This window comes from Streptomyces sp. NPDC020845 (genome assembly GCF_044334165.1).
GTDB lineage: Bacteria > Actinomycetota > Actinomycetes > Streptomycetales > Streptomycetaceae > Streptomyces.
In genome coordinates, this window is record NZ_JBIRSJ010000005.1 from 237,513 (window position 1) to 251,702 (window position 14,190).

At 69.8% G+C, this 14,190-nt stretch carries 15 protein-coding genes; 9 read left to right on the forward strand and 6 right to left on the reverse strand.

Going from position 1 to position 14,190, the window contains the following annotated elements:
* Nucleotides 1-282: 282 nt before the first annotated feature.
* Nucleotides 283-1,293: an ArsR/SmtB family transcription factor gene (locus tag ACH4U7_RS14085; RefSeq protein WP_398528206.1), complete on the forward strand. Its 1,011-nt coding sequence runs from the start codon at nucleotides 283-285 to the stop codon at nucleotides 1,291-1,293.
* A 132-nt stretch (nucleotides 1,294-1,425) separates the two neighbouring features.
* Complete coding sequence (locus ACH4U7_RS14090) at nucleotides 1,426-4,353, forward strand: hypothetical protein (protein WP_398528207.1); 2,928 nt, start codon at nucleotides 1,426-1,428, stop codon at nucleotides 4,351-4,353.
* 3 nt (nucleotides 4,354-4,356) lie between these two features.
* On the opposite strand, the gene ACH4U7_RS14095 is transcribed toward ACH4U7_RS14090, so the two are convergent.
* A complete protein-coding gene (locus tag ACH4U7_RS14095) occupies nucleotides 4,357-4,818 on the reverse strand; it encodes a pyridoxamine 5'-phosphate oxidase family protein (protein WP_398528208.1) in 462 nt (153 codons plus the stop codon).
* A gap of 152 nt (nucleotides 4,819-4,970) precedes the next feature.
* Nucleotides 4,971-5,426: a nuclear transport factor 2 family protein gene (locus ACH4U7_RS14100; protein WP_398528209.1), complete on the reverse strand. Its 456-nt coding sequence runs from the start codon at nucleotides 5,424-5,426 to the stop codon at nucleotides 4,971-4,973.
* A gap of 114 nt (nucleotides 5,427-5,540) precedes the next feature.
* On the opposite strand from ACH4U7_RS14100, the gene ACH4U7_RS14105 reads away from it, so the two are divergent.
* From ACH4U7_RS14105 to ACH4U7_RS14120, 4 genes are all read left to right on the forward strand, one after another.
* A complete protein-coding gene (locus tag ACH4U7_RS14105; protein ID WP_398528210.1) occupies nucleotides 5,541-6,158 on the forward strand; it encodes a TetR/AcrR family transcriptional regulator in 618 nt (205 codons plus the stop codon).
* Between the two features lie 151 nt (nucleotides 6,159-6,309).
* Nucleotides 6,310-6,951 (forward strand): GNAT family N-acetyltransferase, encoded by a 642-nt coding sequence (locus tag ACH4U7_RS14110; RefSeq protein ID WP_398528211.1) that lies wholly within the window; start codon nucleotides 6,310-6,312, stop codon nucleotides 6,949-6,951.
* 130 nt (nucleotides 6,952-7,081) lie between these two features.
* A complete protein-coding gene (locus tag ACH4U7_RS14115; protein ID WP_398528212.1) occupies nucleotides 7,082-7,957 on the forward strand; it encodes a GyrI-like domain-containing protein in 876 nt (291 codons plus the stop codon).
* A gap of 178 nt (nucleotides 7,958-8,135) precedes the next feature.
* Entirely contained in the window at nucleotides 8,136-8,435 is a 300-nt protein-coding gene (locus ACH4U7_RS14120) for a hypothetical protein (RefSeq protein ID WP_398528213.1), read from the forward strand.
* Between the two features lie 9 nt (nucleotides 8,436-8,444).
* Here the strand turns inward: ACH4U7_RS14120 and ACH4U7_RS14125 are convergent, their stop codons facing one another.
* Both ACH4U7_RS14125 and ACH4U7_RS14130 read right to left on the reverse strand, forming a co-directional pair.
* Entirely contained in the window at nucleotides 8,445-9,176 is a 732-nt protein-coding gene (locus tag ACH4U7_RS14125; RefSeq protein WP_398528214.1) for a TSUP family transporter, read from the reverse strand.
* A 47-nt stretch (nucleotides 9,177-9,223) separates the two neighbouring features.
* Nucleotides 9,224-10,168, reverse strand: a complete 945-nt coding sequence (locus ACH4U7_RS14130) for a beta-ketoacyl-ACP synthase III (protein ID WP_398528521.1) — start codon at nucleotides 10,166-10,168, stop codon at nucleotides 9,224-9,226.
* Nucleotides 10,169-10,304: 136 nt separating this feature from the next.
* Between ACH4U7_RS14130 and ACH4U7_RS14135 the strand changes: the two genes are divergently transcribed.
* Nucleotides 10,305-10,919 (forward strand): TetR/AcrR family transcriptional regulator, encoded by a 615-nt coding sequence (locus ACH4U7_RS14135; RefSeq protein ID WP_398528215.1) that lies wholly within the window; start codon nucleotides 10,305-10,307, stop codon nucleotides 10,917-10,919.
* On the opposite strand, the gene ACH4U7_RS14140 is transcribed toward ACH4U7_RS14135, so the two are convergent.
* Nucleotides 10,920-11,495 (reverse strand): TetR/AcrR family transcriptional regulator, encoded by a 576-nt coding sequence (locus ACH4U7_RS14140; protein ID WP_398528216.1) that lies wholly within the window; start codon nucleotides 11,493-11,495, stop codon nucleotides 10,920-10,922.
* Between the two features lie 92 nt (nucleotides 11,496-11,587).
* On the opposite strand from ACH4U7_RS14140, the gene ACH4U7_RS14145 reads away from it, so the two are divergent.
* Nucleotides 11,588-12,232: an NAD(P)-dependent oxidoreductase gene (locus ACH4U7_RS14145; protein WP_398528217.1), complete on the forward strand. Its 645-nt coding sequence runs from the start codon at nucleotides 11,588-11,590 to the stop codon at nucleotides 12,230-12,232.
* A 35-nt stretch (nucleotides 12,233-12,267) separates the two neighbouring features.
* On the opposite strand, the gene ACH4U7_RS14150 is transcribed toward ACH4U7_RS14145, so the two are convergent.
* Nucleotides 12,268-12,774, reverse strand: coding sequence for a MarR family winged helix-turn-helix transcriptional regulator (locus ACH4U7_RS14150; protein WP_398528218.1), 507 nt, complete (start codon nucleotides 12,772-12,774; stop codon nucleotides 12,268-12,270).
* 234 nt (nucleotides 12,775-13,008) lie between these two features.
* Here ACH4U7_RS14150 and ACH4U7_RS14155 point away from each other — a divergent pair, with 234 nt between their 5' ends.
* Nucleotides 13,009-14,190: an MFS transporter gene (locus ACH4U7_RS14155; RefSeq protein ID WP_398528219.1), complete on the forward strand. Its 1,182-nt coding sequence runs from the start codon at nucleotides 13,009-13,011 to the stop codon at nucleotides 14,188-14,190.

Genomic DNA, 14,190 nt, shown 5'->3' on the forward strand with positions numbered 1-14,190 from the left:
CCTCCTTTAGCCGCACCGCACATGGCGGTCGCGATGGCGAGCTGGGCGCGCCTGCGTGCGTTCGCGGTGAACGTTCCCTTCGAGATGCGTGGAGTTGAGCTCCGGTCTCGGTGAACGCCTCTTGACGTTCGCCCGGTCGGCGCCCGGCGTCGAGTTCAGCGGCTGTGGAATTGTTTTGCATATCGCCGCTCGCCTCGCGAAAAAGGATGGCTGGTCGGCTGGTCGAGGATCGACGTGATTTGACCTGGCCCGAAAAACGACATCCTGGACATGCTCTGTGTCATGCCGCTACGCATCCACTTCACTGCCGAAGACTTGGCCCGCACTCATATGGCGGAAGCACCCCGTCCCCTTCTAGAGCTGAACATCGCACTGCGGCAGTTACAGGAAGGCAGCCATCCAACTCGGTTCGGACGCTGGAGACGGGAATCGTTCCGACGCCTGTCACCGGGAATAAAACAGCTGTTCGATCTCATCCCGTCAACGGGCTGGGCGGTGGGCTTCCTCGGCCGCTCGGCAGCTGACAGCATCGAAGAGGTGCTGGATCAGATCCGGGCCATGCCCGCTGCCCGAATCCGCAAGGACATGGCGGTCTGGGCAGGTCGCCCCCATCAGCGGCCGGTGCCGGCCTGGACGCGGTCACTCGGCAGTGACAAAAGGCTGATGCTGGAGTTGACCGACACTGCGGCCCACGTCCACCAGCACGTCATCGCTCCCTACCAGCAGCGCATCGATACGCTCAGCGCTGCGGACCAGGCCCTGCGCAGACGCCAGGCCGCCCACGGCGGACTCCAAGCCTTGCTGTCCGGACTCAACCCCCGCTGCATCAAGTGGAAGCCGCCAGTTCTGGAACTCACCATGCCCGACGGCAGAGACGACGACATCCACCTCGCCGGCCGCGGGCTGCTCCTGATCCCGTCGGTCTTCGGGGCCGCATCACCCGTACTAGGCGAACACGCCGAACCCCAGCCGTGGCTGACCTACCCCGTCCGCCTGAACGACGCCGAACTAGCCCTGCCGCCCACAGAAACCGCACGGGCCCTCAGCACCGTCCCCAACTCCCTGACCACGCTCCTCGGCAACACCCGAGCCATCGTGCTATGGACCATCGCCCACCACCCCGCATGCACCACCACCGAACTCGCCCGCCACGCCGGTATCTCTCCAGCCAGCGCCAGCCAGCACGCCACCGTACTGCGCACCGCTGGCCTGACCACCACCACCCGCCACCACAACACCGCCCTCCACGCCACAACACCGCTAGGCATCAGCGTGCTGAACAACGCCGCATGAGAGCTACTACGGTTGCTCAGACCCGCCAACCACGGTGCTCAGTCATAGCCGCGCCGCCCGATTCAAAAATGTCCCGTCTTGCCGACCCGACAGGACCGTCCGTAGCTTGGCCGTCCGGGGGAGGAGTGACCGATGGCGGGGCGTCCTGAGAGTCCGCTGGATCCGAGCGCGGGTCCGGCGCAGCGGTTGGCGTTCGAGTTACGGAAGCTGCGGGCGGAGGCCGGCAGCCCTACGTACCGGGCCATGGCCGCGCGTACCGACCACGGTGCGAGCACGCTGTCCCAGGCGGCCGCCGGGGAGCGGCTGCCGACCCTCCCGGTCGTGCTGGCTTACGTACAGGCCTGCGGCGGCAACCCTGAAGAGTGGGAAGAGCGGTGGCGGCAGGCGGCGGCGGAGGAAGCCGCCGAGCCGCGCGCCGATGAGGACGCCGAGCCTCCGTACCGGGGCCTGGCCCGCTTCGAACCGGATGACGCGGCCTTGTTCTTCGGCCGCGACCAGCTCATCGACGACCTGCTGCACCTGACCGCCCACCACCGGATCACCGCAGTGGTCGGCGCCTCCGGCAGCGGCAAGTCCTCCCTGCTGCGGGCCGGCCTCATCCCCCGCCTGCGCACCACCGACAACGCGGACTTACGCCCAGCAGCCCTGCGGGTCATCACCCCTGGCGGCCACCCCCTACGCGACCACGAGCAGCGGCTGGTCCCGAAAGAGGGCGAGGAGGGGGACACGTGGCTGGTCGTGGACCAGATGGAGGAGCTCTACACCCTCTGCACCGACTCGGAAGAACGCACCGCGTTCATCGACCGCCTCCTGACCGCCGCCGCCCCGGACAGCCGGTTGCGGGTGCTGATCGCCGTACGGGCCGACTTCTTCGGACACCTGGCCGGCCACCGTCCCCTCGCTGACGCGCTACGCGAGGCCACCCTCCTGGTCCCGCCGATGAACCGCGGCGAACTCCGCGAGGCCGTCGTCAAACCCGCCCAGGCCGCGGGCCTCATCGTCGAACGCACCCTGACCGCCCGCATCATCGACGAAGTCGACGGCGAACCCGGCGCCCTGCCCCTGATGTCCCACGCCCTGCTGGAGACATGGCACCGCCGCAAAGGCCGCGCCCTCACCCTCACCGCGTACGAAGCGGCCGGTGGCGTCCACGGCGCCATCGCCCAGACAGCCGAAGACCTGTACACCCACCTCACCCCCGACCAGGCTTCCTACGCCCGGCGGATCCTGCTGCGCCTGATCACCCCGGGAGAGGGCGCGCAGGACACCCGACGGCCCGCGCCCCGGGAAGAGCTGGAGACCGACAGCTCCCCCGCCACCGCTGAAGTACTGGAGCGCCTGGCGAAAACACGACTGGTCACCCTCGATGGCCACACCGTGCACCTCGCCCACGAAGCCCTCATCGCCGCCTGGCCCCGGCTACGCAAGTGGATCGACGAGGACCGCGACCGCCTGCGCCTCCACCGCCAGCTCACCGACGCCGCCCACACCTGGCAGGACCTCGGCCGCGAGCCCGGCGCGCTCTACCGCGGCACCCGGCTCGCCGCCGCCGAGGAGTCCTTCCCCACTACCGATGCCGACGGCGACCTCACCCCTCTGGAACGCGACTTCCTCAGCAGCAGCTCCATCGCTCGTCACCGCGAGGAAGCAGCAGCCGCCCGCGCCACCCGGCGCCTGCGCCAGTTCGCCACCACCGTCTCGGTCCTGCTCATCCTCGCCCTGACCGCCGGACTGATCGCCTGGCAGCAATACCGGACCAGCGAGCAACAACGACACCAGGCACTCACCGCCCAGCACATCGCACTTTCTCGTCAGCTGTCCGCCCAGTCGGCCGGTCTCCTTGATTCCAACCCCGACCTGGCTTCGCTCCTGGCGGTCCAGGCGTACCGGACCAGTCCCACGAAGGAAGCCACCGCCAGTCTTTTCATCGCCGCGGCTCTTCCTCTCAAGCGCCGGCTGACCGGGCACAGCGGCTTCGTGGGATCGGTCGCCTTCAGCCCTGACGGCCGCACCCTGGCCACCGGAGGGGGCGATGGGAAGATCCGGTTGTGGGACGCGGCGACCGGCGAACGGCGCGCCACCCTGAGCGGACGTACTGATGCTGTGGTGTCGATGACGTTCAGTCCTGACGGCCGCACCCTGGCCACCGGCAGCAACGACACGGCACGCCTATGGGACGTGACCACGGGCAGGCCACGCACCACCCTGACCGGACACGCCAAGGGCGTGGGATCAGTGGCGTTCAGCCCCGACGGTCGCACCCTGGCCACCGGAGGGTGGGATGGAAAGTCCCAGTTATGGGACGTGGCAACCAGCAAACGGCGCGCCACCCTAAGCGGACACACCAAGGGTGTGGAGTCGGTGGCGTTCAGCCCCGACGGTCGCACCCTGGCCACCGGCAGCGGGGACAAGACAGTGCGCCTGTGGGACATCGCAACCGGCAGGCCGCGCACCATCTTGAGCGGACGCACCGATGCGGTGTGGGCTGTGGCGTTCAGTCCTGACGGTCGCACCCTGGCCACCGGTGGGAGGGATGGGAAGGCCCGGTTATGGGACGTGACCACGGGCAGGCCACGCACCACCCTGACCGGACACACCAAGGATGTGTGGTCGGTGGCGTTCAGCCCCGACGGCCACACCCTCGCCACCGGCGGCATCGACAAGGCGGTGCGCCTATGGGACGTAGCGACCGGCAAACGGCGCGCCACCCTGACCGGCCACAGCGACTTCGTAACGTCAGTGGCCTTCAGCCCAGATGGCCGCACGCTCGCCAGCGGCAGCGACGACACGACGGTGCGCCTATGGGATGTGGCAACGGGCAGACCGCGCACCACCCTGACGGAACACAGCGCGGTTGTCCGGTCGGTGGCGTTCAGCCCGGACGGCCGCACCCTGGCCACCGCCAGTGACGACAAAACAGTCCGGCTGTGGGACGTTTCGCTCCCCAACCCAGCCTCCTCAATCAAGAAGGTCTGCCAAGCAGTCCAAAGGTCCTTCACCCAGAGTGAGCGGTCGCTCTACCTCGCCGACCAACCCACCAGTCCCGTGTGCCGATCATGAGACTCAACCGTCGGTCCACTGTCCGTCACGCATCACATGCCTGCCCTTGATCTCATGCTCCCCCTGCCAGGCCTGTATTGCCTGCGGAAGCACCTTGAAATACGCGTAGGAGGCGTGATCCTTGCGCGGGTCCCAGCCCCACTTCCGCACGAACGCGTCCGCCGCGGCGGTCGGCACCTCCTGAGCGGTGAAGGTCTCCACCCGTCCGTCGATCAGGACGACATCCCGTGTATGGCCCAGCGCAAGGCGAGCCCGGCCCGTTTCCCGCAGGTTGCGCCCGGTGGGGTTGGTGAGTCTGGTCGACATCCACATCGCCGCGCCGTCCCAGAGGAACCACAGCGGCACCAGATGCGGCAGTCCGTCCGCGCTGGCTGACGCAACCCAGATGTCTTCCTCTGTCCGCAGTCGTTCGAGCACGTCACGCCGCCGTTGTCCAGCGCTGCGCGGTTCCTTGGCGATGTCCATGTCTCGCGACGGTACTGGCCACGGGGCCCGGGCACCTCGGGCCATGGCCCTAGGACTGCAAGACCCCGACCAGCTACCTTGCCGGACTCCACCTCCGCTGCGTGGTCATATCGCTCCGCAGCCTCCAACGAAGATCTGAATCGGCACACGCTTTAGGCCGAAGTGGCACCGCTCACCTGCACGGCTGCGACAAGTGTGTCGAGCTGCCCGCGAACGCGGGCGGCGGTGACGTGGTCGAAATAGTCGCGGGAGCTGATGATCTCACCGTCGCGCACCCGAAGGACGAAGATGCCGGGCAGCGCGAAGGGTTCTCCGGTCTCTGCGACTGTTCCCTGGTATTCGAACTCGGCGACGATGACCTCGGGGTCGGTCGTCTCATGGATCGTGATGTTGGTTGCCCGACGGTGCAGCTGGGGGCCGGCGCCGGTCGGCCTGAAGTGTTCGCGCAGTTCGTCGCGCGTACGGAGCGCGGCGGCACGAAGCGGGTCGAACGGGTGCACGACATGGGTCTGCTCCGCATACAGATCGGGCAGTTCCTTCCAGCGGCCCTCCGCGACACCGTTCACGAGCGCGAGGAAAACCTCTCGCGGGCTGAGGACTTGGGTCATGGCACTCTCCTGTCGTCTACGCCGACATGCAGTGGTGTCGAAGTACTATCCGAAGTGCGGACTCCGATTATACGGAGTCGCGACTTCGGATAGCGACATACGAGTGAAAGCGCGATGAGCACCCCAGGTAACCGAGAGACGGGCAGCAGCCGACCGCAACGCGCCGACGCGCGAACCAACCGCGAGCGGATCTTGAACGTCGCCGAGGAGGTCTTCGGCAAGGGTGGCCAGTCTGCGTCCACCGAGGAGGTGGCCCGCCTGGCCAACGTCGGCATCGCCACAGTCTTCCGTCACTTCCCTACCAAAGCCGCGCTACTGGAAGCCGTTCTCGTGCAGCGGTTCGATCGCCTGCGCGCGCAGGCCGAAACGCTGTTTCACGCCACGGACCCGGGTACGGCGTTCTTCGACTTCTTCAGCCACCTCGTCGCCGACGCGGCCGGCAAGATCGCCATAGGCGAGGCCCTGCTCGAGGCCGGTGGTGACAACCCGAGCGACGCCGCTCAGGCATCGGACGGACTGCGTCGAGCCGTCGGTGCTCTGCTTCAGCATGCCCAACGCGCCGGTGCCGTCCGAGATGACGTCGAACTGCCCGAGGTGTACGCCTTGCTCGTCGCCACATCACGAGCCTCCGCACACGCCCGCCTCAAGGAGGAGGTACGAGACCGGATGCTTGCCATCGTCTTCGACGGCCTCGCCCCACTCCGGAACTCGCGGCCGCAGCTGAAGATCTGAAACCGGCCAAAGCTCTGGAGCCACAGCCCGAGTCCGCCCTCCTGTGGTGCTTTCTGCTGACGGTGACAGCCTTAGCCCTCAATGCGTCCCACACGTCGCACACGTCGCACACATCCCACACGTCCCACCGAGGCCGGAGCCGAGAATCACCATGCGCCAAACCCTGGCCACCATCCTGAACGCGGCGGCACACGGGCACTTCCCACCGCCCGACGGCGGCACGACCGTGGTGCCGCAACCGAGCCACCGCGATGCCGGGGTGATCTCGTTCACCGCGCACTCCGTGGTGTTCACCAATGAGGATCCGCAGTGGGTGCGCGCCACGCTGGCCTCCCTCGACTGCGACGAGTTGGCGGCCACGATGAATCCGCGCTTCTTGGCGGCGTTTCTGGACCGTACGGGGCGGTCGACCGACACCATAGACCTGCTCACCGTGGCGAGTGCCCTGCCGGGCGACCCCCCGCTGGCGCTGCGCGAGCTGGCCGACCCCGATCATCCGCGCGTGTCCAGGGCGCGTAAGCGACGGGACGATGTCCGGGTCTGGGCAGCTGACGGGGGTGTGGTCATTCTCGGCCGGGGCGTGGCCGGGCGCTGGGAGACGGCGATCGAGGTGGACGAGGGCGTACGTCATCGGGGACTGGGCCGGGCGCTGGCCACGGCCGCGCGGCATCTGGTGCCGGACGGCGGGTCGGTCTGGTCGCAACAGGCCGCGGGCAACGCGCGCAGCGTGCGCGCCTTCCAGGCGGCGGGTTTCCGACCGGTCGGCGCCGAGGCGCTGTTCACCGCGGCGTAGGCGCATCTGGCGTCAGCCGGGCGTGAACGCGAGGGTCCGGAGCACCCGACCTGATCGGGCACAGGATGTCGGGTCCCGGGGGATGCGTGCTGCCTAGCGTGGTGAGCGCACGAGAGGAAGGAAACCGGACGTGCTGGATCGGCTCAACCAGGCCATGGAGCACATCGAGCGCCACCTCGACCAGTCCATCGACGGGGCGGGGCTGGCGCGTATCGCGGCCACCTCGGAGTACCACCTGCGCCGGATGTTCTCGGCGCTGGCGGGGATGCCGCTGTCGGAGTACATCCGGCGGCGCCGGCTCACCGTCGCGGGGGCCGAGGTGCTTGCGGGGGATGAGTCGCTGCTGGAGATCGCGGTGCGCTACGGCTACGGCTCGGGTGAGGCGTTCGCGCGGGCGTTCCGGGCGATGCACGGTGTCGGGCCGGGTGAGGCACGGCGCAGCGGTGCGGCGCTTGTCTCCCAGCCCCGGTTGACCTTCCGACTCACCATCGAAGGGAGCAGCAGTATGCGTTATCGCGTTGTGGACAGGCCGGCTTTCAGTGTCGTCGGCTTCAAGGCCCGGGTACCACTGGTGCACGTGGGGCCGAATCAGGCGCTCATCGACTTCATCCGCGGGATCGAGCCAGGGACCCTGAAGCGTCTGGAGAAGCTGTCGGACCTGGAACCGCAGGGCATCGTCGCCGTCTGCGACGACCTGGACCCGAGCCGCGCCGAAGGTACCGAACTCGACTACTACCACGGGGTGCTCACCTCGGCGGTCGCGCCGCCCGAGGGTGCGGCCGTCCTCCCCGTTCCGGCCGGTAGCTGGGCGGTCTTCACCACCTCCGGGCCGGCGCCGGAGGCCATCCAGTACCTGTGGCACGACGTGTTCACGGAGTGGTTCCCGTCGAACCCGTACCGCAGCCGCCCCGGCCCGGAGATCCTGCGCACCCGGCTTTCGCCGGACCAGGCCGAAGCGGACGCGGAGTTGTGGCTTCCGGTGGAGCGGGAGCAGGAGCGGAGCTAGCGTCTGTTCGAGAACCAGCGCCAGGTCGAGCACTACCTGGACGCGAGACGGAGAGAGTACGGAGAGAGTAACCGGAGACGCCATGACCCTCTCGGGACGAGGCGAGACAGTGACGAAACCGCCCGGTCGTGGCTGTGCGGGTTGCGTGGTGGTCGCGGCCCAGCTGGTCCTAGTCGCGATGCTCTTCGTCGGGGCCTGGGCCGAGGAGTACTTCTCCTGGGATCCGGAGCACATACCAGGATCCGTCGGCCCGTACATCGTGAAGATGGGTGTGGTGGCCGTCGCCGCCGCCGTGGCGGGGGTCGTAGCCGGTGTACGCGGGGCGGGGGCGGCGGCCTATCGGCAGGCGGTGGTCGTGGTCATCGCCCTCATCGCCATGGCGGTGACGAACGCGATGGGTGAGAGCGCGCACAAGGAGTCGCATCGGCGGGAGTGCTATGCGACCCCGGCCGCCCGGGAGTGCGCCGACGTACGGTGAGGGCCGCCGTCACAGCTCCCATACCCCCTTGACCAGCGTGGACAGCCCGCCACCCAGCGCGATCAGGAGGACGAGCAACCGGGCTCCCCGCTCCGGGACGCGCTCGGCGAGTGCCCTGCCGATGACCGCGCCCGCCGCCATTCCGGCCATGGCCAACGCCCATACCCCCGACTCCAGTCGGGGAACCCCGTTGGCGGCGATGGAGAAGGCGTTCACCACGATCCCGTAGAACTGTGCGTTCGGTACGAACTCGCGGACGGCCCAGCCCGCGTTCAGGGCGTACAGGGACACGGGTGGGCCGCCGACCCCGGCCGAGGAGTTCATGAAGCCCCCGGCGGCGCCCGCGGTCAGTGCTCCCTTGACGCCGCTCAGGGCGGGTACGCGTGTGCCGCCCATGACGAGCAGGACGGCCACGGTGACGAGGCCGCCCATGACGGCGAGGAGGACGGGTTCGGGCAGGTGGGCGGCGACCCAGGTGCCGGCCGGGACGGTGCAGGCGGAGGCGGCGACCAGGGGGACCATCGCGTTCAGCCGCACCTGACGCCAGCCGCCTCCGGCGAGGCCCACCGCGCAGATGGCGCCGGCCGCGCAGTTGGCGAGGGCGACGCCCGACGCCGGGCCGAGCAGCAGGACGAGGGCGGGCACGGCGACGAGGGCGAATCCCATCCCCGTCAGCCACTGCACGGACGCGCCCACCAGGACGACGCCGCCGAGTAGCAGTTCCGCCGCTCCAACGTTCATGGCCGGAAGCTTCTCATGGCCTGTTCCTCGGGGCTCAGGGGCAGAGCTCAGGGGCAGGTGACCACCTGGCCCGCCCATGACAGGCCGCCGCCGAAGGCGAGCAGCAGCACCGGGGCGCCCGAGGGGAGGTCGCCGCGGGCCTTCAGCTTGGACAGGGCGAGCGGGACGGACGCGGCTGAGGTGTTACCGGATTCGACGACGTCCTGGGCGATCACCACCTGCTCGGGGAGGTCGAGTTGGCGTACGACGGCCTCGATGATGCGGAGGTTGGCCTGGTGGGTGACCACGCCCGCGAGGTCGGCGGGGGCGAGGCCGGCGCGGTGGCAGGCTTCGCGGGCGATGGCGGGGAGTTCGCCGGTGACCCAGCGGAAGACGGTCTGGCCTTCCTGGGCGAAGTACGGGTGCCAGTCGTCGACCAGGCGTACGGCGTCGCCGCGGGTGGGGTCGGATCCCCAGGCGACGGGGCCGATGCCGGTGTTCTCGGCGGCGCTGATCACGGCGGCGCCCGCGCCGTCGCCGAGCAGTACGCACGTGCTGCGGTCGGTCCAGTCCGTCACGTCGGACATCTTCTCGGCGCCGATGACCAGGGCGTGGCGGGCGGCGCCCGCCCGTACGGAGTGGTCGGCGCAGGCGAGGGCGGTGCAGAAGCCCGCGCAGCCGTTGTTCAGGTCGAAGGCCACGGCGGACGGGATGCCGAGGCGGCCCGCGACCTGGGCGGCGATCGACGGGCAGCGGTCGATCGCGGTACAGGTGGCCACGGTGATCAGACCGATGTCGGAGGGCTGAAGTCCGGCTCCGGCGAGGGCCTTGCCCGCGGCGGCGGTCGCCATGTCGGTGACGGACTCGCCGGTCGCGGCGATCCGGCGGGTGGCGATGCCGGTGCGGCGGCGGATCCATTCGTCGCTGGTGTCGACCATCGTCGACAGCTCGTCGTTGGTCAGTACGCGCGAGGGCTGGTAGTGCCCCAGGGCGGCGATGCGGCTTCCCGACAGCGATGGCAACGGTGGCAGCTTCGGCGACAGCGACACGGCGGTTCTCCTCGGTTCGACGTACGGCAGACCGTGCCAACGGAATATAGCAACCGATCGGTCGGATGCTAAATGGGATCCGACTGGGTATCCTGACGCCATGAGCCCACGCAAGTCGGTCGCCGAGGCCCGCAGAACTCGGGAGCGCATCACGGAACGCGGTGTCGCCATCGCCTCCGTCGAGGGCCTGGAAGGGCTGACCATCGGGCGCCTCGCCACCGATCTGGGGATGAGCAAGGCCGGTGTGCTCGGCCACTTCGGCACCAAACAGGCGCTGCAACTCGCCACCCTGGACGCGGCAGCGGCCATCTACTCCCGGCTGGTATGGGAGCCCGCGCAGGGCGCGCAGCCCGGGCTGCCCCGGCTGCGCGCCATCTGCGAGGCGTGGATCACCTACCTGGAGACGGCCCGCGACACCTTCCCCGGCGGCTGCCTCTTCACCACCGCCTCCATCGAGTTCGACGCCCGCGACGGGCTCGTACACGACGCGGTGGCGCGGCTGTTCGGGCTCGGGCGGCGCCGGCTCGCCGCCGAGGTGCGTACCGCCGTCGCGGCGGGCGATCTGCCGGCCGACACCGACCCGGAGCAGATCGCGTACGAGCTGGTCGGCCTCTACATGGCCCTCAACCAGGAGATCCAGCTCTTCGCCGCGCCCGAAGCCGCGGAACGCACCCGCCGCGCCCTGGACCGGATCCTCGCGCCGCGCCAGCCGTGATCACAGCAGCGGTCTGACCACCGCACGGGCCAGAGCCTCGGCCCGGGAGCGCGGGGCGGCGTCGGCTTCCGGGCCCTGGGCGTAGTAGCGCAGGAACGCCTCCTGGAAGCATGCGCCGATCAGCAGCGTCGCGGAGGCCTCCGGGTCCGCGTCCGCGGCGATACGGCCGAGGTCTTGTTCGGCCCGCAGATAGGCGGCGAAGCCGGCCACCGCCTTGTCGGGGCCGCCGCCGTGCCGGTCCATCGCCACCCGGTGTGCCGCCATGCGCTGCGGATCGGCCAGGAGAGCGCCGAGCATCGGGATCGACCGCTGGTAGAAGTGCAGAACCGCGTGGGCGAGCTCCGCAAGGTTCTCCTCGACGTCACCCGCGCCCGGGCGGACCGAGACGCCGGACAGGCCGGGCAGCCGTTCCTCCAGGACGGCGAGCAGCAGCCGCTCCTTGTCCCCGAAGTACTTGTAAAGCGTGGGCTCCGACACGCCTGTGGCCTGCGCGATCTCCTTGGTCGTGGCGTGTACGACACCACGGGTACGCAGGATGTCCGCCGCCGCGTCCAGGATCCGCTCCCGTGTGCTCACCACTGCTCTCCCAGTCTCGGTTTGACAGTTAGTAAACACTAGCCCACCCTGGGGGTTAGTGTTCACTAGCCCACGGGATCCAGGAGGTCATCGTGCGTATCACTGTTTTCGGTGCGACCGGCGGAACTGGGCAGCACCTCGTAAACCAGGCACTTGAGGCCGGTCATCACATCACCGCGGTCGTCCGGAACCCGGCCCGCCTGCAGCAGGCCGACCACCCGCGGCTCGAGGTCGTAAAAGCGGTCGTAAAAGCCGACCTCCAGCACCTCGAAGCGATCACGGAGGCGGTGAAGGGACAGGACGCCGTCGTATCGGCCCTGGGCCCGCGCGGCAAGGACGACATCACGGTGTGCAGCGACGGCGCCCGCGCGATCATCACCGCGATGCGGGCCACCGACAGCCGCCGGTTGATAGTCGTCACGGCCAGCGGCCATATCGTCGACGAGGGCGACGGGCCGTTCACCCGCAGCATGATCAAGCCCATGCTGCGGCGGTTTCTGCGGGACGGCTTCGCCGACTTCGCCCGCACCGACCAGGCCGTCAAGGCCAGCGGACTGGACTGGACGATCATGCGGCCGCCCCGCCTCACCGATGGCCGCCGCCGCGCCTACCGCACCGCCACCGACCGCAATGTGCGCGGCGGCATCACCATCGCGCGCGCCGACCTCGCCGACGCCATCCTCACCGCGGCGGCCGACCCGGCCACCGCCGGCCACACCATCGCCCTGGGGTACTGAGCGCCAGGCTCTCCGCCCCTCCCAGGTGCCCGCTCTCAGGTGATGGACGTGTCGCCGTGGGCCTCGAGCACCTTGCGCAGGCCGGCGGCGATCTGCTCGCACTCGTCGCGGTCGAGGGAGCCGAGGATCTCGGCGTAGTTGCGCAGATGCGCGGCCATCGCGCCCTCGATGAGCTCCCGGCCGTGCTCGGTCAGCCGGATGAGCACGGTGCGCCGGTCGCCGCCCTCGCGCACCCGCTCGACCAGCCCCTTGGCCTCCATACGGTCGATGCGGTTGGTGATGGCACCGGAGGTCACCATGGCGGCTTTGAGGAAGGCACCCGCGGTCAGGGCGTAGGGCGGACCCGAGCGGCGGAGCGTGGTGAGGACGTCGAACTCGCCGGGCTCCAGGCCGTGTTCGGCCCAGAACACCTTGAGCGACTTGTCGATGATGCGCTGCATCCGCTGTACGCGGCCGAGCACGTGGACCGGCCAGAGCTCGTCCGCCAGCTCGGGGCGCTCCTTCACCCACTGCTCGGCGATGAGGTCGATGGCGTCGCTCATCGGCGCTCCCCTCGGCTTGCTCGTTTTTCCTCAGCGTAGACCTTCTCAATGTTAAGACACTTGACGCCACACAAGCAGGCTTGCTTTTATCTCAACGTTGAGAGAATCAACCTTGAGGCAAATGAGACGGGGGAATCGTTGTCCACCACCGCAAGACCGGACCCACGCGGTGCCGCTGCCAGCACGAGCACCACTGCCACCGGCACGAGCACTGACCGAAACCGTCGAGTCCCCGTGCTGTGGCTGGCGTTGCTGGCCACCCCGGTCGCCGCCGGGGCCAACGCCCCGGTCCTCATCCTCGACGACATGGGCCGTTCGCTGGGCGTCGGCACGGCGACCGCCGCCTGGCTGGTTACCGCGTTCGCGTGGGCCATGACGGTGGGGATGCCGCTGATGGCGACGCTGCTACGGCGGCGCGGGGCGCGGGCGGCGCTACGGGCCGGGGCCGGGCTCGTGCTCGGCGGCACCGTGGTGCTCGTCGCGTCGCCGTGGCTGCCACTGACCCTCGTCGGGCGCGCCGCGCAGGCCGCCGGCGCGGCGGGGCTGATCGCGGTGGCCATGAGCCTGGCGGGCGACGCCCGGCGGATGGGTGTGATCAGCGCCGGGTTCGGCATGCTGGGCGCCTCCGGTCCCCTGCTCGGCGAGCGCATCACCGAGGCGGTGTCCTGGCGGGCGGCGCTGGCGGTGTCGGTGCTGGCGCTGCTCGCCGTACCGGCCGTCGGGCGCCACATCGCCAAGGCCACGCCCGCCGAGGGTCCGCCCGCCGAGGGCTCGCCGGCCGAGGGCCGCTTCGACACCCGGGGCGCGCTGCTGCTCGCGACCCTGGCCACCGGTCTCATCCTGCTGCCCACCTATCCGCTGCCCGCCATCGGCGTGGCGGTGTGCGCGGCCGTACTGCTCGCCCTGCACATCCGCCGCCACCCGGACGGGTTCGTACCGACGACGGTGCTGCGCACCCCCGTCTTCCGTACGGCAGCGCTGCTCGCGCTCACGCTCTCCACGTCGTACTTCGTGCTGCTGTTCTCGGTGCCGCGGCTGATCGCCCGACGGGCCGACTGGTCGGCGGGCGCGGTGGCCACGGGCCAACTGGTGGCCCTGCTCACCGGTTCGGCCCTGGCCCTCGGCTTCGCGGCGATCTCCGCGCGGCTGGGGCGGGTCCGGGTGCGGGCGGTGCTGCTCACGGTCGGGACCCTGGCCGCGACCACGGCGGCATGGGCCCACAGCGCACCCGCGCTCCTCGCGGCGGCGGGCGCGGCAGTGTTCTGCGCGACGGGCGCCAACGCCACCCAGTCCATGGACGCCGCCTCCGCCGTCCCACCCACCCAACGCCCCACCGCCATCGGCCTGTTCACCCTCGGCTACCAACTGGGCGGCGCACTCGGCCCAGCGCTCGCGACACTGCTGGTGCTGGGCTGA